This is a genomic window from Kitasatospora sp. NPDC058063 (genome assembly GCF_042885395.1).
Classification (GTDB): domain Bacteria; phylum Actinomycetota; class Actinomycetes; order Streptomycetales; family Streptomycetaceae; genus Kitasatospora; species Kitasatospora lactacystinica.
This window is the reverse complement of sequence record NZ_JBHVSD010000021.1, coordinates 80957-105477: the sequence shown is the minus strand read 5'-3', so window position 1 is coordinate 105477 and position 24521 is coordinate 80957. Positions and strand designations below refer to the sequence as shown.

Below are 24521 nucleotides of genomic sequence, written 5' to 3'. Positions count from 1 at the left end.
GGGGCCGCGCCCACGCGAGGCGTGGGCGCGGCCGGGGCAGTGCGGTCGTGACGGGGCTCAGCGGCTGCGGCGGGTGCGGCGGGCGCGGATCAGCAGGAGCGCGCCCGCGGCGACGGCGCCGAGCGCGGTGAGGCCGACGACGGGCAGCAGCCGGGCCGCGTTGCTACCGGTCTCGGGCAGCTGGCCGCCGTGGCCGTGGTCGGGCGGGGGGACATGGGTCGGGCTGTGGCCCGGGCTGTGGGTCGGATGCGGCGAGGGGCTCGCGGTCGGGCCGGGGCTCGGGCTGGGGCTCGGGCTCGGGCTGTGGGTCGGGCTCGGCGACGACGTCGGGCTCGGGCTCGGGCTGGGGACGGTGACCGGGACCTCGGCGCGGCAGCGCGCGTCCGTCGAGCCCTGCGAGCAGTTGTTGTCGTACGTGCCGGAGGAGACGGTGTTGCGCAGGACCGCGTCGGCGGCCAGCGGGGAGCGCACGGTGACGGAGTAGTTGATGGTCACGGTGGCCCCGACGGGCAGGTCCCCGCTCCAGGTCAGCGCGGTGCCCGCGAACTGGACCTGACCGCGGTCCGCGGTGGCGTCGTTGTTGTACGCGGCGGAGTTCAGCACGCCCGACAGGTCGTCGGTGAGGGTCACCCCGGGGGCGTCGGTCCGGCTGGTGTTGGTGGCCTGGATCCGGTAGTGGACGGTGTCGCCGGGCTTGGCGGTGGTCGGGTCGGCCGTCTTGACGATCGTGTAGCCGGGCACGGCGGCGACGGTGTTGCGCACGGTGTTGCTGGTGCGCTCCTGGGCCCGCTGGGTCTGGCTGCCCCGGAAGTGGAGCGTGGCCGTGTCGTCGAGGTGGGTGCCGACGGCGGTGGAGGCGTCGACGGTGACCTGGAAGGCGACGTCGGCCTCGGCGCCCGGGGGCAGGTCGGGGACGGTGCAGGTGACGGTCTGCCCGGCGGCCTGGCAGGCCGGGTTGGAGGCGGGGACGAAGGTGGTGCCGGCCGGGATCGTGTCGGTCACGGTGACGCCGGTCGCGGTGTCGAGGTCGGTGCTGGTGCCGTCCTGGCGCCGGTTGGCCACCGCGAAGGTGTAGGTGATCGTCCCGCCGGGGCCGACCAGCCCGGGCGGGTTGTCGTCGGGGCTGCCGGGCGGGGTATTGGCCTTGGTGATCCGCAGGTCGGGTTCGAGGGCGTCCAGGGCCAGCCAGGCGGCCTGCGGTTCCAGGGCGTCGCCGGCGCCGCTGATGCGGACCAGCGCCTGCTCGCTGCCGGCCGGGATCTTGCCGGTCACGTCGATCATCCGGGCGTCGTAGCCGTAGTTGTTGACCGGGTCGGGGTCGCGGGTGGTGATGTTGGTGCCGGTGCCGTCCGTCGCGACGTGGTCGATCCGGCTGGTGAACGCGTTGTCCGTGCCGACCCCCGTGGGGCCGGGCATCGGCACCAGGACCAGGTCGGTGGGCGTTGAGCCGACGGCCAGGGAGTCCCCGGCGATCGGCGCGTCACCGTCGCCCACCGTGATCCCCATGACGGCCCGCGGGGCCTGGGTGGCGGGGGTGCGGATGCCGCCCAGGGTGAGGGTCGTCGAGTTGTTGGGGTCGCGCAGCAGCTGGTAGCCGTCCCAGACCTGGAGGTAGCGCAGCGGCTCCGCCGCGTCCTCGTACGCGACGACGAGTGACCAGCCGCCCCAGCAGCCCACGTTGTTGCCGCCGAAGTTCTGCGCGGAGGACCGGCCGGCGCACGCCTGGATGTCGGCGACGGTGTAGCTGCCCGGACCGGCCGCCCGGACCTCCGCCGTCACGTCCTTGACCGCCCCGCCGGCCAGCAGCGGCTCCGGCGGGTTGCCGCCCACCATCTGGTCGAACCAGTCGTAGGTGTCCGCGGTCACCTGCTGGTAGCCGCTCGCGCCCGGGACCTTCCAGGAGACCCGGTTGCCCAGGTTGATGTCCCCGGACGTGCCGCCCGCGGTGCTGGTGTTGGTCGGGTTGAACTGCCAGTACAGGCGCGCCGACAGGACGTTCGCCCCGGCCGGCAGCAGCAGCTGCGCCGAGGAGGCGTTGGGGCCCGGCGCGTTCGGGTCGACCTTGACGAACTTGGTCCGGCCGTTGTTCGACCCCTCGGTGTCCGAGCAGACCGTGCCGTCGCTGTCGTCGCAGGTCAGCACCGAGTTGGAGGCCATCGTGAGGTTGCCGTGCGCCAGCAGGTCGACCACCGGGTCCGGGCCGATCGGGCGCTGCGTCCCGGCCCCGCGCGGCTTCGGCCGCGCCGCCCTGCCCTCCGCCTTCGCCGCGGGCTGCGCCGCCGCGTTCGCCGCCGGCAGGGCCCGCACGGCCTCCGGCGGCGCGGCCGAGGCCGCCGGGGCCGGAACGCTCAGGGCGGCGGCACCCGCACCGAGCACCACCGCCAGCAACGCGGACAGGACGTGCGGCGGGCGCGGACGCACTCGTCGGACAGGTGACACGGGAACCTCGCTGTCGGGAGGTGACACGAACAGCAGAACCACGTACCTGCGCGGACGGGTGCCGATGCCTGCCGGACGGCTCTTTCACCCGGGTGGGGCAACAGCGCTTGACGGCCCGTCCGAGCTGCGCGAACGGCCGGTACCCAGAATTCGGTACGGGGGATTGGGTAGCGGTACGCATTGTTCCCGCCCCCGCCCAGCCGGTTTCCTGGAGCCCGCCCCACACCGACGACCCTCACCCCCAGAGGTCGCCCCATGACCCGCCGCGAACGTCTCCGGCTCTACGCCGACACCCACTTCACCGCCCCCGACCCCGGGCTGGTCCTGCCCGCCCGCCGCAGCAGCGGCCTGCGCCGGCCCGGCCTGGCCCGGCTGGCCCGGCTCTCCCGGCTCGTCGAACGCGCCGGGCACCACCGGCACGGCTGACCCCGGAGCCGGACACCACCGGCACGGCCGACCCCGGACCGGGTCCCGCCCCTTGAGGGAGCGGGCGGGACCCCCCTTTCCCCCTCCCTCAGCCGGTGCCCTCCGGGGCCCCGTCCGCGGCGGCCAGCGCCTCGCCCAGCCCCGCCCGGCCCACCCCGAGCTTGCGCAGCGCACTCGCCACGTGGTGCTCGACCGTACGGGTCGACAGGAACAGCGCCCGGGCGATGTCCTGGTTCGCCGCGCCCTGGGCGGCCAGCGCCGCGACCTGACGCTCGCGCGGGGACAGCCGCTCGCCGTAGCCGCGCCGCCCCGGCGAGGCCGCCCGGCCCAGGCCCAGCTCCCGCCGCAGCCGCTGGCAGCGGGCCGCGTCCGAGGCCGCGCCCAGCGCCAGATAGGCCCGCTCGGCGGCGGCGATCCGCTCCCCGGCCGCCGCCCGGTCGCCCCCCGCCGCCACGGTCGCCGCCCGCTCCTCGGCCCGCGCCTGCTCGTACGGGCGCCCGATCCGCTGCCACAGCCCGGCCGAGCGCTCGAACTCCGCGCCCGCGGCCGCCGGATCCCCGCCCGCGGCCGCCGGATCCGTACCGGCCAGCAGCAGACCGCCGGCGAAGGCCAGCGCCGCCCGGGCCGCCGGCGCGTCCCGCCCCTCCAGACGCGCCCGCGCCTGCTCGACCAGCTCCGCCGCACCCGCCGCGTCGCCCGCCGCCAGCAGCACCTCGACCGCCACCGGCAGCAACTCGGCGGCCCGCGGCCAGGCCCCGGCCCGGCGCAGCGCGTCCAGCGCCGGCACCAGCGTGGCCGCCGCCCGCGGGACGTCCCCCTCCGCCAGCTGCAGCCCCGCCAGCCCCGCCGCCGCCCGCAGCGCCCCGGTCACCTGCGACTCCCGCTCCCCGTACGGGCCCGCCTCCGTGAAATGGGCGCGCGCCTCCGCGAGCCGGCCGCGCGCGGCCGCCAGCCGGCCCCGCAGCAGGGCCTGCTCGACCCCGGCCATCGCGAGGTCCGGGAACTCCGCGCCCAGCGCGGCCAGCCGCTCCTCCAGCCCGTCCCACCGCCCGGCCAGACCCTCCAGCCGCACCAGCGCGATCCGGCTGTAGCACTCCAGATAGGGGATCGCCGCCCGACGGGCCAGACGCCGGCTCTCCTCCAACAGTTGTGCCGCCCGCCGGTCGTGGCCCAGCTCCACGGCGATCTCACCCGCGTTGTACAGCGCACGGGCGGTCTGCCGGACGATCTCCGGCCGCCGCGAGCTGCGCGGCAGCGCGTCCAGTTGCTCCCACACCGCGGGGTCGCCCTCGCGCGCCAGGAACGTCAGCCGGGTGGCCCGCACCGCGGCGGCCACCTCCTCGTCCGGGTTCGCGGCCAGCGTCCGATCGGCCCGCTCCAGCCACTGCCGGGCGCGCTCGCCGGCGCCGTCGCGCTCGTTCATGGCCAGCGCCACCATCGCCCGGGCCGCCCGGCCCGGGCGCTGCTCCAGCTCGTCGAGGGACTCCTCCATCCGGTCGAAACCGGCCCGGTCCCCGCCGTGAACGGCCATCAGGAAGCCCAGCGACAGCCGGATCTCGCCGCGGTCGGGCACCGGCAGCCGCGGATCGGCGATGATCGCGGTCAGCGTCGCCGCGCTGGCCACCGAATCCACGCCGTCGGCGGCGATCCGCGCCAGCGCCAGCGCGGCCCGCCCGCGCCGCCGCGGATCGAGGTCGGGCTCGTCCAGCAGCCGGCGCAGCAGCGCGCCGGCACTGCCGCTGTCCCCGAGCGCCACCGCCTGGTCGGCGGCCGCCTCGGCCACCTCCTGCCAGGCCGCCCGGTCGCCGAGCGCCAGCGTGTGGTGGGCGATCTGCACCAGCGGCCTCGGCTCGCGCGCGCCCAGCGCCGCCACCGCCCGCCGGTGCAGCGCGCCGCGCCGCGGCCCCGGCAGCCGGCGGTAGGCCACCTGCTGCGCCAGGACGTGCCGGAACCCGTAGCGGGCCAGCGGCTTCTCGTTGAGCACCGCCGCCCGCAGCGCCTCGGTGAGGCCGTCCGCCGCGGCCTGCGGGTCGAGGCCGGCCACGGCGGCCAGCAGCTCCTCCCCGGCCGGCACGCCCAGCACCGCGGCCGCCGAGGCGATCGCGGCGGCCTCCGGGGACAGCGCCGCGAGCCGCTCGGTCACCGCGTCGCGCAGGCCGCGCGGCACCTCGGACTGCTCCAGGTCGGCGGCCAGGTCCGCGGCGTTGGTCAGCGCGCCGGCACCGCGCCGCTCGCCCAGTGTGATCAGGTCCTCCTCGGCGACCAGCGGCAGGCCCTCGCTGCGGTCGAACAGCACCCGGGTGAGCGCCGCCGTCGCACGCGGGCCCAGCGCCGCCCGGGCCAGCTCGTCGACCTCGGCCTCGGCGAGCGGGGCCAGCCGGATCAGCGCGCCGCCCACTCCGGCCGGGCGCCGGTAGGCCGCGCCCAGCGCGGGGGTGTCCGGCGCCAGGTCCTCGGCCCGGTAGGTGAGCACCAGGGCCAGCCCCGCCGGCACGTCCCGGGCCAGCAGCAGGAGCAGCTCGCGGGTGGCGTCGTCCACCCAGTGCAGGTCCTCCACGACCAGCACCGTCTCGCCGAGCGCGCCGAGCAGGGCGCGCACCGCCTGGACCAGCAGCCGCAGCCCCGGCGTCCCCTCGCCGGCGGCCGCGGGCAGCGGCGGCAGCCGGTCGGCGAGGTCGGGCAGCAGCGGGCGCAGCGCCCCGGCGCTGGCCGGGATGCGGTCGGCGGGCGGCAGGAACGGGCCGACGCCGCGCAGCGCGTCCACCACCGGGCCGAAGGCCAGCGGCTCGCGCAGCGGATGGCAGAAGCCGGTCAGCACCAGGCGGCCCGCCGCCGCGGCACCGGCCGCGGCCTCGGCCACCAGGCGGGACTTGCCCAGGCCGGCCTCGCCCTCGACCAGGACCACGGCGGGCGGGCGGAGCATCGCGTCGGTCAGGCGGTCCAGTTCGGGCCGGCGCCCCACGAACACGAAACCGGCGCCGGGCGATCCCGGCTCGACGGGCCGACTCACGGCCGTCCGGTCGGTTCGGGGGCGCGGCGCTCGCCGAGGAGGGGTGCGAAGGCCATGGGCACATCATGCCGTGACGGCTTGCGGTGGTACCCGCCGGGGCGCCCTCGCGGTGCGGGTGGTGCGGGCGGTGCGGTGCGTTTCCGTGGTGCGTTCCCGGGGTGCGTTCCCGGGGTGTGTTCCCGCGGTGCGGGCGGTGTGTCCGTGCGTGTACGGATGGTGCGGGCAGTGTGTTCAGGCGGTCCGGGCACGGACCGGCGGGTGCTGCGGCGGGACGTCCGGGCCGGGCAGTTCGAGTACCGCGCAGCCCAGCGCCTCCAGCCGGCGCACGGTCGCCCGGGCACTGCGGTCGTCGAGCGAGAAGACGAACGGCCCCGGCACCAGCACCACGTTCACCCAGCCCTGCTCGGCCCGCTCCAGCAGCCGCTCCAGGGCGGGGTGCGGGTCGCCGGAGCGCACCCCGTCGTCCAGGAAGGCGGAGGGCACCGGCAGGCCGCGGTAGCGGGCCAGACGCTCCAGCACCGCGCGCTGGTACTCCAGCCCCGCCGCGTCGGCGGGGTAACAGCGGAGGTACAGCGCGGGCCGGGCCGGGAGGCCGGGGTGCGGGGGGCGGTCGGTCATGTCGTTCACCTGCCCGGTGGGTGAGGAGTGCGACGGGAGTGGGGCGCCCGTCCACTCCAGCAGGCCCCGGTGAACAGTGCGGGATCAATAGCGGTCGCCACCCAATCGTGCGACCGCCGAACAGGTCACCGCCCCGCCCCGCAGGCCCCGCGGGCCCCGGGCGGCGCTCTCGTTCCCAGCGGTCCCGGGGCCCCCGGGCGGCGCGCCGAGGCGGTCCGGGACGTTGACGTGGTGTCAACAGGCTGGAATGAACGGCACGTTCGCACCAAGGAGGAACCCGGCATGATCGACAGGCGCACCTTCACCAGGGCCGTCGGACTCGGCGCGGGCACCACCGCGCTGTCCCTGGCCGCCCAGACCCTGCCCCGGGCCCAGGCCCAGGCCCAGGCCCAGGCCGCCGCCCCCGTCGGCGCCCCCGTCCCCGCCGCCGGTGCCCCCGGCCCCGCTGCCCGGACCGGCTTCGCCCGCCTGGCCCAGGTCCGGGCCGGCCTGCTCGACGTCGGCTACGCCGAGGACGGCCCGGCCGACGGCCCGGTCGTCGTCTGCCTGCACGGCTGGCCGTACGACATCCACAGCTACGTCGACGTCGCCCCGCTGCTCGCCGCCCGGGGCTACCGGGTCGTCGTCCCGTACCTGCGCGGCCACGGCACCACCCGCTTCCTGTCCGGGCGGACGATGCGCAACGCCCAGCAGGCCGCGGTCGCCCTGGACGTGCTCGCCCTGATGGACGCGCTGGGCATCCGGCGGGCCGTGCTGGCGGGCTTCGACTGGGGCTCGCGCACCGCCGACATCATCGCCGCGCTGTGGCCCGAGCGGGTCGAGGCGCTCGTCTCGGTCAGCGGCTACCTCGTCACCGACGTCGAGACGCAGAAGGAGCCGCTGGCGCCCGCCGCCGAGCACACCTGGTGGTACCAGTTCTACTTCGCCACCGAACGCGGACGGCGTGCCATGGAGGACCGGGACAAGCGCCGCGAGCTGTGCCGCCTGGTCTGGCAGCAGGTCTCGCCGACCTGGGCCTTCGACGACGCCGTCTTCGACCGCACCGCCGCCGCCTTCGACAACCCCGACTACGCGGCGATCGTCATCCACAACTACCGCTGGCGGCTGGGCCTGGCGGAGGGCGAGCACCGCTACGACCGGCTGGAGCGCCGCCTCGCCGCCCGGCCCCGGATCGCCGTGCCGACCGTGACCCTGGACGCGGGCCGCGACCCGTTCACCGCCCCCGGCGACGGCGCCGGCTACCGCGACTACTTCACCGGCCCCTACCTCCACCGGAGCCTGCCCGAGGTCGGCCACAACGTCCCCCAGGAGGCGCCCGAGGCCTTCGTGCAGGCCGTCCTCGACGCCGACCGGCTCTGAGCGCGGACGGTTCGGCGGCCGCGCCGTGCGGGTGCGCCGCGCGGGGGCGGCGGGCGGGGAGGGTCTCGCGGCTTCGTGGGGGAGAAGCCGCGAGACGTCGGTCACCGGGCGCCGGCGGCCGGCCGCGCGGCCGTCACCCGGAAGTCGTCCACCGCTGCTCGGAGCCGCCGGTGCAGGCCACTGGACGACCGGCGCGCCCGGCGTCGTCGACGGCGTGTCCGGAACGTGCGCGACAGAGGAGTGCTCCTGACTCAGGAGGCGTACGGGCATGTCCTTTCGGCCAACGTTGGGCGAGCGGACTTTGCCTGCCAGGACAAACCCTCCGGGCAGTCCTGGCTGAGAGTCTGGGGCGCATGGCCATCTCAACAACACTGTCCGAGGTCGTGGGCTCGGCGGTACGCCCGGGTGACCCGGGACTGTCCGTCGGGATCTACACCGACGGGAAGCTGATCCACCAGGCGTCCGCGGGGCTGGCGAGCGTGGAGTTCGAGACGCCGGTCGACACCCGCACACGGTTCGACATCGCCTCCATGAGCAAGCAGTTCACCGCCGCGGCGGCGTTGCTGCTGTGCCGGGACGGGCGACTGTCGCTGGACGACGACATCCGCACGCACCTGCCCGAGCTGAAGTTGGCGGTGCCGGTGACCGTCGGTCAATGTCTGCGGCACACGGGAGGTCTGCGGGACTGGCTGGCCCTGGCGACGATCGCCGGCCGCCCGCTGACGAGGATCACCCAGGACCAGACGCTGGCCTTCGTGGCAGGGCTGACCGAGGTCGACTTCGAACCGGGAACCGCGTTCTCCTACTCCAACACCGGGTACGTCCTGGTCGCCTCGCTCGTGCGGCGGCTCACCGGTCGCACCCTGGGGGAGTTCACCACGGACCGGATGTTCGCACCGCTGGGCATGAACGAGACCGTGTTCCGCGAGGACAGCCGGGAGCCGTTGCCGCGATTCGCCTACGGGTACGACGTCACCCGCGGTGCCGTCCGGCGCGCCGACACCGAGGAATCCGCGGTCGGCGACGGCGGCCTGGCCACCAGCATCGCCGACCTGGCGCCGTGGTTCGGGTTCCTGCAGGACGGCCGGGTCCTGGGCACCGACATCCGCGACGGGCTGTCGCGGCAGGTCGACTCCGGGGACGGCCAGGAGTGGCCGTACGCGCTGGGTCTCTACCACACGACGATCGCGGGCCGGCCGGCGTTCGGCCATGCCGGCGGTGTCCCCGGGTACCGGTCCCAGCTGCTGTTCATGCCGGACGCCGACCTCGGCGTCGCGCTGCTGAGCAACAACTCCTCGATCGACTCCGCGGAGCTGGCCACCCGGGTGCTCCGGCTGGCCGCCGGGCTGCCCGAGGACGATCCCGTCGCGCTGACGGCGGACCCGGTGGCCGCCGAGCCCGCCGCCCGGCTGACGGGGGACTGGCTGGATCCGCGATCCGGCCTCACCCTCCGGATCGACGCCGTGGGCAACGGCCGGATCCGCATCCACGACGCGCCGTCCGCCGGCGAGTTCGCCCCGGCCGTCGACGGCAGCTGGCAGGGCCTGGAGGACAGCGCCGGCTTCTGGCTGCGGGCGTCGTCCGGCACGATCAGGATCGGATCGGTGTACCGCCCCGGCCGCGCCACGGAGTACCGGCGCTGTCCCCCCGCGGCTGCCGGTGCCACACTGCCACCGGCCGTCTACCGCAGTCCGGAACTCGGTGTCCTGGCGACGGTCACCCGGGACGGCACGCTCGAACTCGGCCTGGAGTTCGTCGGGACGATCGAACCGGCACCGGACGGCGCGTTCCGCGCGGGCGGCCTGATCAGCCTGCGCCCCAGCGGCGACGACCTCCTGATCAGCACGCACGGTGTCCACCGGATGCGCTTCGTCCGACAGCCCGACGACACCGCCCCCCTGGGACTTCCGGAGCGGCGATGACAGCCCCCACCGGGATCACCCTCGGGGTCGTGCTCGACAGCCTGGGAACCGACCTCCTACGGCCGCTCGCACTGCCGCGAGGCCGGGCGGTCGCCGTCGGGGCGCCCACGATCCATGACACCGACGCCCCCGGAACAGGGCTGACCGACGCGATCGTCCTGGTACCCGGCCGACTGACCGCCGACGTCCTGGAGCGGGCAGCCGAGCACCACGCCAAGGCGGTGGTCATGCGAGCCGGCACCACGGACACGGCAGCGCTGACACAGGTGGCCGAACGGACCGGAGTGGCGCTCCTGGAGCGCAGCGCCGAGATCTCCTGGGGGCAGCTCTACACCCTGATCGACGCGCTGCGCGCGATCACGAGCCCGGTGTTCGAGCCGAACAGGCACCGGTCCACCGACCTGTTCGCCCTCGCCAACGACATCGCCGTGCGCGCCGGCGGCGCGGTGGCGATCGAGGACCTGTCCATGCGCGTGCTGGCCTACTCCACGGTCCCGGGCCAACTGGTCGACGACCCGCGCCGGGACGGCATCCTCGGCCGCCGGGTGCCGGACCACCCGACCCACGCCGAGGAGTACGCCGCCGTCCTGCGCTCCGACACCGCGGTCTGGAGCTACGAGCCGAAGGAGTACCGGCCACGCCTCGCCATCGCCATCCGGGACGGTGGCGAGGCGCTGGGCACCATCTGGGTGCTCCAAGGCGATGAACCCCTGACGGAGGAGGCGGCGGACGTCCTCGCCGAGGGCGCGCGGCTGGCCGCGCCCCACCTGGCCCGGGTCAGCCTCGCGGCGGACGCCGAGCGCCGGCAACGAGCCGAGCGCCTCGGCTGGCTGCTCCGCGGCCTGGGAGCGACCCGGGAGCTCGCCGACTCGTTCGGGATACGTTTCGACGCCCCGGCGACCGTGCTGGTGATCGGCCGCCCCGGCGACCCGGCCGGTCACGCGCGAGGCGTCTCGCCGGACTCCGCCGCCGAATACGTCGGCGACCTGCTGCGGATGGGACTCTCCGCCTACCGGCTGGGAGCCGCCGCCGGAGCGCTGGACGGCCAGGCCGTGGCGGTGGTCGACACGGCGTCCGACGCGCCCGTGATCCGGCTGATCATCGCGACGGTGCTGGCCCGGGCGGGCGACACCCTGGGCGGCGGCTGGCGGGCGGGGATCAGCCGCACCCTCCCCGGCCTCGCCGACGTCCCGACCGGGCTGAGCCAGGCCAGGCAGGCGCTCGAGGTGGTCTGCGGACCGTTCGGCAGGACGGAGATCGGACGGCACGACGAGCTGGCCGCCCCGATATTCCTGCGGGACGTCCACGAGGCGCTCCGGTACCGTCCGGCCCTGCACGGGGAGCCCCTGTCGACGGTGCTCGACCACGACGCCCGGCACGGAACGGAGTACGAGAAGACACTGCGCTGCTGGATCGCCGGGCACTACGACGTGCCACGGGTCGCCGAGGCCATGACGCTGCACCCCAACACGTTGCGGCACCGGTTGCGCCGGCTGGCCGAGCTGATCGACATCGACGATCCGGACCTGCGGCTGGCACTGGCGCTGCAACTGCGGCTACGGCTGCCGGACATCGGCACGAAGGAGGCCAGGTGAACTCGGGCACGGACGCCAACGGCCCGGAGCGGCCCGCCGAGCAGACTCGTCGCACGGTCGATCTTCCTTCCGCCGGCGCGGAACGGGCGGACGTCCGAATCCGGTCGCTCCGGACCGTCCCCGAACTCCAGCAGGCCGACGCGGTGCTGCGCACCGTGTGGAACACCCCGGACACCGCCGAGGCACCGCTGGCCCTGGACGTGATGTGCGCGCTCGCCCACACCGGCGGCTACGTCGCGGCGGCGTACCTCGGGACGGCGATGGTCGGCGTGACCGCCGGATTCCGCACCATCGGGGACAGCCTGCACTCGCACGTGGCCGGCGTGCTGCCGGGAATGCACGGGCGCGGGATCGGCGCGGCGATGAAGTCGCACCAGCGGGAGTGGGCCGCCCGGGCGGGCCTGTCGTCGATCTCGTGGACGTACGACCCGCTGATCCGCCGCAACGCCCACTTCAACCTGCGGCGGCTCGGGGCGGTCGCGGAGGCGTACCTGCCCGACTTCTACGGGCCGTTGGCCGACGGCATCAACGACGGCGACGAATCCGACCGGCTGTTCGTCAGCTGGCCGGTGCACGGGACGCCGCACGCACCGGCACCGCTGCCGGACCCGGCCGCGGCGGAACCCGTGCTCGAAGCGGACGGCAACGGCGAGCCCGTACCGCGCGCCGCGACCGGCGGCGTACTGCGCTGTGTCACCCCCGTGGACGCGGAGTCCCTGCGGCGAACGGATCCGGCCGCCGCCCGGCGCTGGCGGTCCGCGATGCGCCAGGCACTCGGCGGCGCCCTGGAGAACGGCTACCGGATCGACGGGTTCGACCGGTCCGGCTGGTACGTCCTGCGACGGAAGGAAACATCGGAATGAAGCTGCAGCAGGTGGAGTTGCGCGAGGTGGCCCTGCCCCTGGTCGCGCCGTTCCGGACCGCACTGGGAACCCAGGAACACCGGAACTCGCTGCTGGTCAAGGTCACCACGGCCGACGGAGCCGTCGGCTGGGGCGAGTGCGTGGCCGACGACGATCCGACGTACAGCGCCGAGTACCTGGCCGGGGCCCGGGAAGTGGTACGCGAGTTCCTGCTGCCCCGGTTGTCCCGGGCCCCCGGGCTGACCGCGGCACTGGTACCCGAGCTGCTCCGGCCGGTCAGAGGCAATCCGATGGCCAGGGCGGCCGTCGAGATGGCGGTACTGGACGCCGAACTGCGGACCGCCGGCATCAGCCTCGCCCAGTACTTCGGGGCGACGCGCACCGAACTCGCGGTCGGCGTCTCGGTCGGCATCACGGACACCGTCGACGAGCTGATCAGCGCCGTCGACGGCTACCTCCGCGCCGGCTACGCCCGGATCAAGCTGAAGATCGAACCGGGCTGGGACATCGAGCCGCTGCGAGCGGTCCGGGAGACGTTCGGCCCGGACATCGCCCTGCAGGTGGACGCCAACACCGCCTACGGTCCGGCGGACCAGCCCCACCTGCGCCGGCTCGACGCCTACGGGCTGACGCTGATCGAGCAGCCGTTCGCCCACGACGACCTGCTCTCGCACACCCGGCTGGCGGCCCGCATGGACACCCCGATCTGCCTGGACGAGTCGATCACCTCCGCCCGGGACGCGGCCACCGCCATCCGGCAGGAGGCGTGCTCGATCGTGAACATCAAACCCGGCCGGGTCGGCGGGTACCTGGAAGCCCGCCGGATCCACGACCTGTGCCTGGCGAACGGCGTACCGGTGTGGTGCGGCGGCATGCTGGAGACCGGGCTGGGGCGGGCGGCCAACCTGGCGCTGGCCGCGCTCCCGGGCTTCACCCTGCCCGGCGACATCTCGGCCTCGGCCCGCTACTACACCCGCGACATCACCGACCCCTTCGTCCTCCACGACGGCCGTCTGACCGTCCCCACCGGCCCGGGGATCGGCATCGTCCCCGACCCCGACGCCCTGCAAGCCGCCACCACCTCCACGGAACTCCTCACCGTCTGACCAGTCGCAGGGCCCCGGGCACCGCCGCGCGGGCCCGGGTCCTGGATTCCTCTCAAGGCCGGTCCTGCGGTGAATCCAGGAAACGCCAAGCCGATTGACCGGTCGAATGATTCGATTCTTTCGAAGGGGCTGGCGAAAGGGGAGCGTTCGTGATCCGGATCCGCCTGGGGGCCCGGCTCCAGCCACCCGCCGCCCAGGCAGCTCCTGCGGGCCCTCGACCGCGGGGAGGACCACTTCGCGCTCCGCCTCGCCGACGAGATGGCGCGGTTCTGGCACGAGGCGCTGGCGCCCTCGTGGCCGGCCCTCCGGGCCCGCCCGGATCGAACGCAGCCTGCCGCTCCTCGCCGCCGCCTGCGGGTACCTTGGCATCATGCTCGGCGTCGGCGACCTTCCCGACCCCTCCCCGCGGGGAGGCTTCCCGCGCATCCTCACCGAGGGAGGCGTGCTGCTGCTCGGCGGCGCGTCGACCTCGCCCTGCTCCAGCGGGCCGAGGGGACGGTCGGCCGCATGACCGAACACCCCACCAACCACGGAAGGGGCATCCGGTGGGCACCGTGATGGGCGAGGTGACACCGCTCGCGCTGGGAATCGCGCTGTCTCCGTTTCCGGTCGTTCCCGCGATCCTGCTGCTGTTCACGCCGCGGCCCAGACCCACCGCCGCGGCCTTCCTGACCGGCTGGACGGCCGGAATCCTCGCGGCGGCGTCCGCGCTCGCCGCGCTCGCCGCCGTCGTCGAGGCCCGCGAGGAGACCCCCACCTGGGCCTCGTGGACCAAAGTGGGCCTCGGCGCGGTCCTCCTGCTCCTCGCCGCCCGGCAGTGGCGCTCCCGAGGGGACAAGGCGACCCCGGCCTGGATGAGGGCCCTGACGGACGCCACCCCGGCCAAGGCCCTGCGGCTGGGGCTGCTGCTGTCGGCGGCCAACCCGAAGGTCGTCCTGCTCTCGGGGGCGGCGGGACTGACGATCGGCTCCGCCGAACTGGAAGCGGCCCCCACCGTCGCCGCCCTGGCAGCGTTCACCGCGATCGCCGCCCTCACCGTCGCGCTCCCCCTGCTGCTCCACATCGCCGCGGGGGAACGTGTCCTGGCCCCGTTGGGCAGAGTGCGGACGTGGCTGGAGACCCACAACAGCACCGTCACCGCACTGGTCCTGGCCGTGATCGGCGCACTCCTGATCGCCGAGGGCGCCACCGCGCTGTGACCGGACCACCGCCCCGCACGGGCGGACGGCGGCACTCGCCCGGCGGGTTGCCGCGCCCGGCCGGGCCCCGCCGCGCGAGGATCACTCCGGCGACGATCCGCCGTACCGACCCGAAGGGCCGTACGGACTCGCGCGCCGAGCTGCCCCGGCGTCCCTCGCCGAGGCCGCACCACCGCCGCACCCCGGAGGGCCAAACGACACGGATCAACCGCGAGACCGTTCTCAGGACGGCGACCTTCTGGCTCCGCCCGGCGTTCGCGCTGCGCGTGGTCAGCCGCTTCCAGCGACTCGTGGGCTTCGACCGCTCCATGGCCCTGGCCTCCGCCGCGCTCACCGCCCTGGTGCCACTGGCCATCGTCTGCGGAGCCCTCGTCGTCCGCCTCGGCGGCAAGGACGTCGCCCAGCGCGTCATCGACCGCTACGGCCTCACCGGGGGCGGCGCCGAAGCCGTGCGAGACATGCTCTCCGCGTCCAACGACTGGGGCGCCACGGGGCTCTTCGGGATCGCCTTCCTCCTCGTCTCGGTGCTGAGCTTCGCGCGGGCCGCCCAGCGCCTGTTCGAACAGGACTGGGAGCTGGAACCGCTGAGCGTCCGCAACACCGTGAACGGCCTCAAATGGATCGCGCTGCTCGCCGGGTACGCCGCGCTGAGCAGCTGGGTCCACGCCACCCTCGACCGCGGGCCGCTGGGACTGGTGGCGGACGTCGTGGAGGCACCGCTGACAGCGGCCTTCCTCATCTGGGGCGGCCGGCTGCTGTCCGCAGGCCGGATCCCCCGGCTCGACCTCGTACCGTTCGCGTGCATCGCGGCGGTCCTGCTGTCCGGCTACTCCCTGGCCATGGGCGTCTACCTGCCGCGCCTCTTCAACGCCTCCACGGACCGCTACGGCGCGATCGGGGCGGTCTTCGCCATGCTCTCCGCCCTGTTCGGGGCCATGCTCGCCACCGTGGCCGCGGCGGCGCTCGGCCGGGAGGTGCGGGACGAACTCGACAGGATCGGACGCGGCGAACGCCCGCCGGACGACGAGATCCGCCAGCAGTGGGACACCGTGCTGCGCCAGGCGCGCTCGCGCTGGCAGACCACGCGCGGCCACGGCCTCCTGGGGCGACTGCCCCGGAGGCATTAAGCGCCCGACGCCCCTCGCCCCGAGTGGGCGAGGGGCGCTGCGGGTCGGGGCGGCCGGGAGCCTCGGCTACCTCTCGACCATGAAGGAGCGGGGGTGCGAGTTGAACCTGACCGAACGGCCGGCGGGGACGTTGAACAGCAGGCTGGTGCAGTCCTCCCGCCAGTAGAAGCGGACCGCGCTGTCTGTCGCGTTGTTCACGCCCGACAACGGCCCCTGCGCCTCCCTCGGCACTTCGTAGCAGCCTGCGGGCGGGTCGACGTACGGCACGCCCGGGCCAAGGCCCGACCCATCAGGGAAGATCACGTTGTAGAACGTCAAGGTTCCCGTGGCGGCCTGGGCGGACGTGGGGACGGCCACGGCCAACGTCCCTGCAGCGATGAGAGTGCCGAGCGTTGTGACGAGTCGTCGCATGATGAGACCTCCTGTGCGCAGGGGTGCCGGGCGCATCCCGCGATCACTGCCAAACGTAATGGGATGTGCGCGAATCGTCACCGGCGTGAAGGGGTGCGAACGGCGCGAAGGCTGCGGCTGCGGCTGTGCAAGGGCTCGAGCGGCGGGCGGCCGCCGGGCTTCGACGAGCAGCGGTACTTCTGCCAGGTGGACTCAGGCATTGTTGTTTTCCGTCTCCTTCCTGGCTGGGGACCTTTGCCTTCGCGGTGCCGTGGTTGCGCCCCTCGCCCTGGGTGGGCGAGGGGCGCTGCGGGGTCGGGGCGGTCAGGCGTGGTGGTCGAATTCGCCGGCTTTGAGGCCGTGGAGGAGGGTGGCGAGGGCGGTGGGGGTGGTGCGGAGGATGAGGTGGCCCTCGTCGGACTCGCGGAGTTCGATCGCCCCGGCGACCGTGCGGACCTCCACACACTCATTGTTTGCGGCGCTGTAGCTGGACTTTTGCCACTCTGGACTACGCATATGTGCGGTTCACATCCTCCATGATGGATCGAATGAAGTCGCGTGATCCTTCTTCGGAGAGTGCTGTGGAGTCCAGGCGAGAGAAGATCGCCCGGTGCTTGGCCAGGTCCGCCGGGGAGTCGAAGAAGAGTGCACCTTGGGTGACGTCCATCTGGATGGTGTCCAGCTCGGGGACGGGGCCTTCGGCGAACGTGAGGTTCTCGCCGGAACCGGGGAAGGTGTCGACGGCAAAGGGCACGACGCGAACTGAGATGCCGGGTTGCTCGGAATCGTCGAGCAGCGAACCGAGCTGGTCGATGAGGACCTTGAGGCCGCCGAACTGCATCCGCAGTGCGGCCTCGTGGATGAACACTTGGAGAGGAGTCGCGCCTGAGCGAACTACCTCTTGCCGCTTGATTCGGAAGGCCGTCCTGGTGTCGATGTCTTGTGGGGGCAGCGGAGGAAAGATCCGTGCGAACACGGCCGAGGCGTAGTCGCTGGTCTGCAACAGTCCGGGCATGTAGGTGGTCGTGCAGATTGTCAGCCGCTTGGCTCGGTTCTCAAGCTCGGCCACCTCAAGGAAGTCGATGGTCAGGGTGCCGCGGAACTTTTCCCACCATCCCTTCTCCCGCTCCAGTGCCATGTCAACGAGAGCGTTGATCAGCGGCTGGTTGACGCAGTTGCAGGCCGAGGCCAGGGTTCGCAGGCGCTCGGGGCTGACGCCGATCTTCGCCTTCTCCATCTGCGTCATCTGGCCAGGGCTGATGCCGAGGGTGCGGGCGAGCTGGCTGCCGCCGAGCTCGGCTTGCTCCCGCATTCTCCGCAGCTCAGCGCCAAGTCGCCGTTGACGGAGGGTCGGGTTGGAGCGAAGGGGCATGGCGTCCTTTCGGCCGGTGCTGGGGCCAGTGTGCCGCGCTGGCGACGTACAGGTCCATCTGCGAGCCACACGATAGAGCGAATTTTTAGGTGTGAGCCTAAAAACTCAGGAGATGGTGCGCTACGGTCGATCTCACACCGATCCGACGGATCGTCAGTAACGCCTGCTAGCAAGCACCGCAGAGCAGCCAAGTCCTTCTCCAACGGCCTGGCTCACGGCGACACATGTTCCGCCGGTTCCTCCCTCACTCACGCCTCGGGAGAACTCCCATGCGTCACATCAACACCCCCACCATCGCCATCGCCCGTCAGACCCTCCACAACAGCATGACCCGCGTCGGCTGGTCCCCCTCCGTCATCTCCGACGCGCAGCTCGCCCTCTGCGAGCTGCTCGTCAACGCCTGGCGGCACGGGGACACCCCCGCCCCGCTCGTCGAGATCATCTCCATCAACGGTTCCCTGCGGGTCTCCGTCACGGACGGGAGCCCGATCCTCCCCGCGACCCCGCCGCTCTCCCTGCTCGCCGAGTCCGGCCGGGGCCTGCAACTCGTCGAGGGCCTCACCCACCGCTGGGGCGTCGACCCCCACGAGCGTGCCAAATCCGTCTGGTTCGAGCTGGACGGCGCCGCGTGATGGCCCGCCGCCACCCGATGCTGCCGACCGACCCCCGGATCCGGCACTACACCGATGCCCACATCAACACGCTCCTCGCCGAAGTCCAGGACCGGGGGCGGAAGTTCGGCCTGATCTTCCCCTCGGCCGGCACCGACCGGACCATCGACGGCCGCGTCCTCGTCCGCTTCAACACCGCGCCGGCCTCGACGCTGCTCAACCTCCTCGTCCTTCTCCTCGACGCGGAGCGGGACTTCTCGTGAAGTTCCTGATCGGGACGGCCTTCGCCGTCCTCCTCGCCGTCGCGGTCTCCATCGTGGCCCTGGGCGTCGTCAACGCCCTCCGCACGACCCCGCCCGACGAGGACGCCTGACCCCGCCGGCCCCCGCCGCCCACGCGCCGGGGGCTGCGGCACTGCTCCGGGCCTCCCCGGGGTCGATCGGACGGGCGGTTCGTCAGACAGCAAAACGCCTGACAAGGCGGCATCCGGCGCCGGAAGGTCCGTAGCTTTCACAGGGCCGCCGGGTAGTGCCCGGCGCCACCAGGTGCCCCAACAGCAGTCGGAGGAACCATGGCAACCGCAGTTGCGCCCACCGACCCGACCGTCGGACCGCTCCGGAACGTGCGCGACCACATCCCCGCCGATCTGTGGGAAAAGCAGATCGGCCTGCTGATGCGCGACTACCCGTACGACTCCGTCATGGCCGCCCGCGTCCTCGGCCAGGGCTACGCCTACCTGCTGACCGCGATGGCCCACCGTGGCGAGCGCCTGAGCCTCGGCCCCAGCGCGCTGGTGGACATCGGCGTCCACACGATCATCCTGGACACCGTCGCCTACGCCGAGCTGTGCCGGACCCACAACGACGGCCACTTCCTGCACCACGTGCCGGCCGTCGAGTTCAAGGACGACGGTACGGTGCTGCGCACCGCCCGGATCATCGCGGCCGACGGCTGGGACGTGGACCTGTCGCTGTGGGCCGACGCCGCCAACTGCAGCCCCTGCCACCCCGGCAACGACTCGCACTGACCGGTCGGTTGCGGTGGTCCCGGCCCGGCCGGGGCCACCGCCACGCGGACGGGTGGTCTTCGCGCGAATCCCTGCGCCCGGGTGCGCCGGGCACCAGGATGGCCCGGATGACGACCACCTCACCCGCCCAGGCCGCCGCGCCGGACCTCTGGCACCACTACGGCCGCACCCGCGCCGACGCGGACCGGGCCGTCCCCGGCTCCTTCCACTGGGTCTGGGCCCAGGACGGCGGGCCGGGGAGCGAGATGCTGGGTGACATCACCGGCCTCGTCCTGGCCGATCTCGGCGCGGGCGCCGCCCGACACGCCGCCCACCTCGTCGCCCACCACGCCCCGGCCCGGGTCGACGCCATCGACGCCTCTCCCGCCCAGCACGCGATGGCCTGCGACCTCTACGGTCACCTCGCGCCGCGCCTGCACCCTCTGCTCGCCGGCGTGGTCGAGCACTTGGAGGCGCACCCGGATGCGTACGACGTCCTCTACTCCGTCTTCGGCGGCCTCGACTTCGCCGACCCCCGCCGGCTGCTGCCCGCCGCTGCCCGCGCCCTGCGTCCCGGCGGGCTGTTCGCCGCCTCCACCCTGGGCCACTACCTCGGCGGAGCGCCCGCCGAGCCGGACGTCCGGCACGCCGACATCCCGGCCCGCACCCCGGACGGCACTGCGACGACGATGCGTCGCTGGGTCCTCCAGGAGCACGTCTGGACGAAGCTGCTGGACGAGGCCGGGTTCACCGCGATCAGCATCGACCGGCTCCCCCCTGCCACTTCGGGCGCACGCTCGGCCGACACCCTGTTCATCCAGGCCCACCGGCAGCCGTGAGGACCGGTCCTGCACCACAACCGCATGGGAAGCACTACTGATGAGCACTCGCCGGCCTGCCACGCACGACTCCCGGGCGGAGCGCCCCCGCGACATGCCGATCTACCGGCAGTACTTCGACCTCATCGCCTCCGGTGAGAAGACGGTCGAGGTCCGCGTCGCCTACGAGTCGATGGAGCGGATCAGGGTCGGGGGCCGGATCAACTTCACCTGCCGCGAGTCGAGTTGCCTGACCCGGGTCACACGGATCGGGAAGTACCGCACCTTCGAGGAGATGTTCGGCACCGAGCGGGTGGAAGCGGTCAACCCCCATGCCACCGAGGCCGAACAGCTCGAAGCGATCCGCGCCATTTTCCCGCCCCACAAGGAAGCGCTGGGCGTGCTCACCTTCGAGATCGCGCGGGTGGACCCCGAGTGAGCCCGGTACCGCCCGGTCGGCTGCGGTGGTCCCGGCCGGGCCGGGGCCACCGCGACGCGGGTGCGGGTGGTTTGTGCCCTGACCCCTGTGCCCGGGCGGGCCGGGGTGCCGGACATCCCATGGCGCAGGAAGTCGGCCGGTCCGACTTCCTGCGCCGAACCCATGACGTGGGTTACGCGCTGCCGCCCCTGCCGCGCAGGAGGTCCGCGATGCGCGCGTCGACCTGGTCGCGGTCGTAGCCGCGCCACCTGATCGGGAACGCCGGCTGCGGCGGCGGTGAACCGGCTTCGGACAGGGCGCGGAGATAGCGGTCGACCTGCTCGCGGTCGTAGCCGCGCCGTACCAGGTCGAAGCCGCGGAACTCCGGTGATGTCGACACCTTGCGGGTCCTCCGATCCGGCCTGCCCGAGGCAGGCCACTGGGGTCGAGCCCGGTCCGCAGGGCCCGCCGGACCGGTTGGCGCGTGAAAGGCGTCAGGCTTCTTGATCTTGTCATATGGATTGCGTCAGGAGTCGTGGGACGGAGAATTCCGCTGCCTAGCATCCAACTTCCCCGAGAAGAAGGATGGTTCTGACGTGCAACCCCTGTCCCGCCTGAAACGCGCCCTGGCCTGCGGAGTCGCGGCGGTCGCCGTGGTCTCCGGCCTGACCGTGCAGGCCCAGGCGGCGCCTGCGGCCGCCCCCGCGGCAGCCCCCGTGGACAAGACCTGCGGAACCCCGGCCACGCCGGGCGGCGGCAACTGCATGACCGCGTTGATCAACTCCGCCTTCGACATGATCAAGCTCATGCACAACGCCGCCAATCTCAACAAGCTGGACAACGCGGAGTTCACCCAGAGCACCGCGACGAAGTTGAGTGCGAAGTTCCCCGGATTCAACGTCATGGTGTTCAAGACCGTGGGCACCGACCTGTACGACACCGAGTGGTTCAGGAACGAGTACAAGGCCGACATGAAGGGGGTGCTGCTCGACACCACCTACAAGCTCAACCACTTCATGGACAAGGAGAAGAAGGAACCGTCCGGCTACGACGTGTTCCGGATCTGGGTCTTCCAGGGGGACTCGACCTTCCGCAACCGGGGCGACGGCGGCTACCTGAACTGGGCGTTCATCGGCAACGACGGTGACACCGTCAAGAAGGAGCCGTGGACCTGCCGGTCCGGCACCGCGCGGCCCTACAAGTGCGACGGCGACGTGCGCACCGTCCACTTCCCCGCCCGGTCCGGCTACGGCACCAGGACCGGCAGCCTCACCCCCGACTCCAGCGGCCCCGGCTACCACGTCTGCCTGGACGTCAGCGGCAACGGCACCGCGAACGGCACCCCCGTGCAGATGTGGGAGTGCAACGGCGGCGACGCCCAGAAGTGGACCTACAACGGTTACAAGCTTCAGGCGGCCAACGGCAAGTGCCTCGACCTGGAGGCCGACAAGACCGCGAACGGGACCAGGCTCCAGGTCTGGGACTGCCTGGAGATCCCCGGTCAGCGCTGGAACATGTCGCCCAGCGGCGGTTTCCGGCACATGACGGACCAGGACGACCGGTCCAAGGACGTCTGCATCGACGACTTCAGCGGCCGGACCGCCAACGGCAGCACGGTGGCGGCCTGGGCCTGCGGCTCCGAGGACCGGCGGGACGCGCCCAACCAGAACTGGGCCTGGGGCGGCACCCCGCCGACCACCAACCCGCCCACGCCCGGCGGCGGCACCGGCAACGGCGCCGAGGTGTACCTGAAGCTCGACAACGGCCTGGGCGCCGTCCCGGTCAGCGGCTCCGCCGGCGCCCCGGTCGTCGCCGGGCTCCGGGGCGGCAACGAGTCCAAGTGGAAGGTCGCCCCGGTGGGCGGCGGTCGTTACCGGATCACCAGCTCGTACGGGCTGGAACTCACCGAGAACGGCACCTACACGGCCGAACTCCAGCCGTGGAGCAACTCCTCCCGGCAGAAGTGGGAGCTCGCCGGAATCGGCAACGGCAAGTACCAGATCCGGATCTCCGACGACGACTGCCTCGCCCACGACGCCGACTTCAAGCAGCTCGGCGTGTGGACGTGCAAGCAGGACTGGCATCAGGGATGGGTGCTCGAGTCCACGTCCGGCGGCGTGATCACGCCGACCGACCCGACCGGCCCCACCGACCCGACCACGCCGACGAAGCCGGACCCCAAGCCGAAGCCGAAGCCGGACCCGAAGCCGTCCTCCGACGTCCCGACCGAGCGGCCGCTGTTCCTGAAGCTCGCCAACGGGCTGGGCGCGACGGCACCCGACGAGACCGCGAGCTGGGGCTCGCCGATCGTGGGCGGGATCCTGGGGGCGAAGGGGTCCAAGTGGACCATCAAGCCGCTGGGCGGGGACCGCTACCGGATCGTCAACGACCTCGGGTTCAACCTCACCGAGAACCCGGAGACCTATGTCGCCGAGCAGCAGGCGTGGGGCGACACCTCCAACCAGAAGTGGGAGTTCGTCGGCCTCGGCAACGGCAAGTACCAGGTCCGGATCGGCGACGACGACTGCCTCGCCCACGACTCCGACTTCAAGCAGCTCGGGGTGTGGAGCTGTGAAGGCGGCTGGAAGCAGGAGTGGTCCTTCCAGCTCCTCTGAACGGCAACCCTCGGCGGCCCTGACGGACGGCACCCGGCCGCACCCGACTCTTCGAACCGGCAGGCCCGCCCACCCGCCCATCCGCTCGGCGGGTGGGCGGGCGAGGGACCGGGCGTTCGGGCCGCCGGTGGCTAGACGTTCATCCGGAGCTGCAGCCGGCAGCCGCCGGGGCGGTCGTCGGTGTCGATGGCGAGTGCCACCGGATGGTCCGGGGACGCGGTGCGGACGTCGTTCGGGAGGGCGCCCCCGCACTGGCTGACGTCGCCGTCCCCGGAGTACCGGATGTCGAGGGTGGCGGACGCGGTGTTCGACACGAGGAAGGTGAGCGTGCACCCGCCCTGACGGCTGTCCGTGTCGATGCGGATCGTCGGGCCGAAGGTGCGGGCACGGAGGCCGACACGGACCGTGGCAGGGCTGTTGCACGCGAAGTGACGCGGCTCACTGCCGTCCGGCGCGGGGCATGATCGACTCGGCGGATGCGCCAGACCTCCCCGCCCCGCCGCCGACTGACGGTCCGTCACCCCGGCGGGCCCGCCGCGTCGGCCGTGGCCGCCGCCACCGCCGCCCTGCTGCTCGCGGGCTGCGGCACCGCGGCCTCCGGCGGCACCGCGACGACCGCGGCCTCCGGCGGCGGACCGGAGGCCTCCGACAGCCCCGGCTCGTGCGGCACCCCGACGCCGGGCGCGCCCGGCGCGGCGCAGCCGACGGCGCTCGCCCAGGGCGGGGTGCGGATCACCGCCGTCGGCCGCACCTGCTTCGAGTACGAGGTGACCAACCCGAACAGCGAACCCTACGACTACACCGTGGTGTTCAACGGCCCCGATCCCAGCCGCGGCGCGGCGGTGTTCGGCAGCCCCGGGTCGGGCGGGGGAGGGAACCTCACCCGGACCGTCACCGGGCTCGCCCCCGGCGCCACCGAGAAGGGGCGGATCGACCTGACCGCGCCCGGCCCGACCGGGCCGGGCTCCCGCCCCGGCCCGACCGGGCCGGGCTCCCGCCCGGGCGCGCCCACCCCGGGACAGCCCGGCAACCCCCGCCCGCCGAAGCCGGAGCTCCTCAAGGTCCGCAGCGTGCCCACCGTCGAGGCGCCCGGCGCCGGCGGCCCCTGCCCGCCCACCGGCCTGCGGCTGTACGCCGACGAGGGCGACGCCGCCATGGGCCTGCGCGTGGTCGGCCTGCACCTGCGCAACTGCGGCACCGCCGTCGTCACCCTCGACGGCTACCCGCAGGTGCAGCCGCTCGACCTCGACCACAAGCCCCTCGACGGCGTGCGGATCCTGCGCGGCGGCGCCGAGATCGCCTCCGGCACCGGCGCCGACGACCCGCCGCGGAAGATCGCCCTGCGCCCGGGAGAGGGCGCCCGCACCACCCTGGTGTGGCGCAACACCACCGAGGCCGGTGCCGGGGAGCCGCTCAACGCCCCCTACGTACGGGTGCGCGCGACCCCCGACGCGGCCCCCGTCACGGTCGTCCCGGAACTCGACCTCGGCACCACCGGGCGCCTCGGCGCCGGGGCCTGGACCAGGGAGGACACGAACGACACGCCGTCACCGCGCCCGGCACCGTGACCGCACTGTGATCGAACCGTCGTCAAGCGCCGCAATCAAGATCACTACGGTACGGCGGT

23 protein-coding genes are annotated in these 24521 nt (G+C 73.5%); 15 read left to right on the top strand and 8 right to left on the bottom strand.

From position 1 onward, the window contains the following. Positions 1–57: 57 nt before the first annotated feature. Positions 58–2421, bottom strand: a complete 2364-nt coding sequence (locus ACFVUY_RS30830) for an LPXTG cell wall anchor domain-containing protein (RefSeq protein ID WP_387735475.1) — start codon at positions 2419–2421, stop codon at positions 58–60. A 273-nt stretch (positions 2422–2694) separates the two neighbouring features. On the opposite strand from ACFVUY_RS30830, the gene ACFVUY_RS30825 reads away from it, so the two are divergent. After that, entirely contained in the window at positions 2695–2865 is a 171-nt protein-coding gene (locus tag ACFVUY_RS30825) for a hypothetical protein (protein ID WP_359915435.1), read from the top strand. Between the two features lie 88 nt (positions 2866–2953). Here the strand turns inward: ACFVUY_RS30825 and ACFVUY_RS30820 are convergent, their stop codons facing one another. Together ACFVUY_RS30820 and ACFVUY_RS30815 are read right to left on the bottom strand one after the other, a co-directional pair. After that, complete coding sequence (locus ACFVUY_RS30820) at positions 2954–5875, bottom strand: ATP-binding protein (protein ID WP_387735472.1); 2922 nt, start codon at positions 5873–5875, stop codon at positions 2954–2956. A 231-nt stretch (positions 5876–6106) separates the two neighbouring features. After that, positions 6107–6493 carry a recombinase family protein gene (locus tag ACFVUY_RS30815; RefSeq protein ID WP_387692379.1) on the bottom strand — a complete coding sequence of 129 codons (387 nt, stop codon included), beginning with the start codon at positions 6491–6493 and terminating at the stop codon, positions 6107–6109. 282 nt (positions 6494–6775) lie between these two features. Here ACFVUY_RS30815 and ACFVUY_RS30810 point away from each other — a divergent pair, with 282 nt between their 5' ends. The 7 genes from ACFVUY_RS30810 to ACFVUY_RS30780 all read left to right on the top strand — a co-directional run bounded on the left by ACFVUY_RS30810 (position 6776) and on the right by ACFVUY_RS30780 (position 15664). Beyond that, entirely contained in the window at positions 6776–7852 is a 1077-nt protein-coding gene (locus ACFVUY_RS30810) for an alpha/beta fold hydrolase (protein WP_387735469.1), read from the top strand. 353 nt (positions 7853–8205) lie between these two features. Further along, a complete protein-coding gene (locus ACFVUY_RS30805; protein ID WP_387735466.1) occupies positions 8206–9774 on the top strand; it encodes a serine hydrolase domain-containing protein in 1569 nt (522 codons plus the stop codon). After that, complete coding sequence (locus ACFVUY_RS30800; RefSeq protein WP_387735464.1) at positions 9771–11369, top strand: PucR family transcriptional regulator; 1599 nt, start codon at positions 9771–9773, stop codon at positions 11367–11369. Before ACFVUY_RS30805 ends, ACFVUY_RS30800 begins: the two co-directional genes overlap by 4 nt. Continuing rightward, positions 11366–12232, top strand: coding sequence for a GNAT family N-acetyltransferase (locus ACFVUY_RS30795; protein ID WP_387735461.1), 867 nt, complete (start codon positions 11366–11368; stop codon positions 12230–12232). The genes ACFVUY_RS30800 and ACFVUY_RS30795 overlap by 4 nt, the downstream gene beginning before the upstream one ends. After that, complete coding sequence (menC, locus tag ACFVUY_RS30790; protein ID WP_387692369.1) at positions 12229–13338, top strand: o-succinylbenzoate synthase; 1110 nt, start codon at positions 12229–12231, stop codon at positions 13336–13338. Before ACFVUY_RS30795 ends, menC begins: the two co-directional genes overlap by 4 nt. Before the next feature lie 545 nt (positions 13339–13883). Next, positions 13884–14537, top strand: coding sequence for a GAP family protein (locus ACFVUY_RS30785; protein ID WP_359906195.1), 654 nt, complete (start codon positions 13884–13886; stop codon positions 14535–14537). Continuing rightward, positions 14534–15664 carry a hypothetical protein gene (locus tag ACFVUY_RS30780; protein ID WP_387735459.1) on the top strand — a complete coding sequence of 377 codons (1131 nt, stop codon included), beginning with the start codon at positions 14534–14536 and terminating at the stop codon, positions 15662–15664. Before ACFVUY_RS30785 ends, ACFVUY_RS30780 begins: the two co-directional genes overlap by 4 nt. 66 nt (positions 15665–15730) lie before the next feature. On the opposite strand, the gene ACFVUY_RS30775 is transcribed toward ACFVUY_RS30780, so the two are convergent. The 3 genes from ACFVUY_RS30775 to ACFVUY_RS30765 form a co-directional block, all read right to left on the bottom strand. Further along, positions 15731–16075: a hypothetical protein gene (locus tag ACFVUY_RS30775; RefSeq protein ID WP_359906200.1), complete on the bottom strand. Its 345-nt coding sequence runs from the start codon at positions 16073–16075 to the stop codon at positions 15731–15733. 303 nt (positions 16076–16378) lie between these two features. Next, entirely contained in the window at positions 16379–16570 is a 192-nt protein-coding gene (locus ACFVUY_RS30770; protein ID WP_387735456.1) for a DUF397 domain-containing protein, read from the bottom strand. Continuing rightward, positions 16563–17426: a helix-turn-helix domain-containing protein gene (locus ACFVUY_RS30765; RefSeq protein WP_387692363.1), complete on the bottom strand. Its 864-nt coding sequence runs from the start codon at positions 17424–17426 to the stop codon at positions 16563–16565. The genes ACFVUY_RS30770 and ACFVUY_RS30765 overlap by 8 nt, the downstream gene beginning before the upstream one ends. A gap of 269 nt (positions 17427–17695) precedes the next feature. On the opposite strand from ACFVUY_RS30765, the gene ACFVUY_RS30760 reads away from it, so the two are divergent. From ACFVUY_RS30760 to ACFVUY_RS30740, 5 genes are all read left to right on the top strand, one after another. Further along, on the top strand, positions 17696–18058 hold the full coding sequence (locus ACFVUY_RS30760) for an ATP-binding protein (RefSeq protein ID WP_359906212.1): 363 nt from the start codon (positions 17696–17698) through the stop codon (positions 18056–18058). After that, positions 18055–18300 carry a hypothetical protein gene (locus tag ACFVUY_RS30755; RefSeq protein WP_387735454.1) on the top strand — a complete coding sequence of 82 codons (246 nt, stop codon included), beginning with the start codon at positions 18055–18057 and terminating at the stop codon, positions 18298–18300. Before ACFVUY_RS30760 ends, ACFVUY_RS30755 begins: the two co-directional genes overlap by 4 nt. A gap of 308 nt (positions 18301–18608) precedes the next feature. Further along, positions 18609–19064 (top strand): hypothetical protein, encoded by a 456-nt coding sequence (locus tag ACFVUY_RS30750; protein ID WP_387692349.1) that lies wholly within the window; start codon positions 18609–18611, stop codon positions 19062–19064. A gap of 107 nt (positions 19065–19171) precedes the next feature. Further along, the gene (locus tag ACFVUY_RS30745) at positions 19172–19882 is read left to right on the top strand and encodes a class I SAM-dependent methyltransferase (RefSeq protein WP_387735451.1); all 711 of its coding nucleotides are present in this window, start codon (positions 19172–19174) and stop codon (positions 19880–19882) included. Between the two features lie 40 nt (positions 19883–19922). Continuing rightward, positions 19923–20300, top strand: a complete 378-nt coding sequence (locus tag ACFVUY_RS30740; RefSeq protein WP_387735449.1) for an ASCH domain-containing protein — start codon at positions 19923–19925, stop codon at positions 20298–20300. 172 nt (positions 20301–20472) lie between these two features. Here ACFVUY_RS30740 and ACFVUY_RS30735 read toward each other — a convergent pair whose 3' ends face one another. After that, positions 20473–20679, bottom strand: a complete 207-nt coding sequence (locus ACFVUY_RS30735) for a DivIVA domain-containing protein (RefSeq protein ID WP_387735446.1) — start codon at positions 20677–20679, stop codon at positions 20473–20475. 196 nt (positions 20680–20875) lie between these two features. Between ACFVUY_RS30735 and ACFVUY_RS30730 the strand changes: the two genes are divergently transcribed. Beyond that, on the top strand, positions 20876–22894 hold the full coding sequence (locus tag ACFVUY_RS30730; RefSeq protein ID WP_387735444.1) for a ricin-type beta-trefoil lectin domain protein: 2019 nt from the start codon (positions 20876–20878) through the stop codon (positions 22892–22894). Positions 22895–23025: 131 nt separating this feature from the next. On the opposite strand, the gene ACFVUY_RS30725 is transcribed toward ACFVUY_RS30730, so the two are convergent. Beyond that, positions 23026–23208 carry a hypothetical protein gene (locus ACFVUY_RS30725; RefSeq protein WP_387735442.1) on the bottom strand — a complete coding sequence of 61 codons (183 nt, stop codon included), beginning with the start codon at positions 23206–23208 and terminating at the stop codon, positions 23026–23028. Between the two features lie 162 nt (positions 23209–23370). Between ACFVUY_RS30725 and ACFVUY_RS30720 the strand changes: the two genes are divergently transcribed. Then, positions 23371–24462, top strand: coding sequence for a DUF4232 domain-containing protein (locus ACFVUY_RS30720; protein ID WP_387735440.1), 1092 nt, complete (start codon positions 23371–23373; stop codon positions 24460–24462). The last annotated feature ends 59 nt before the right edge of the window (positions 24463–24521 follow it).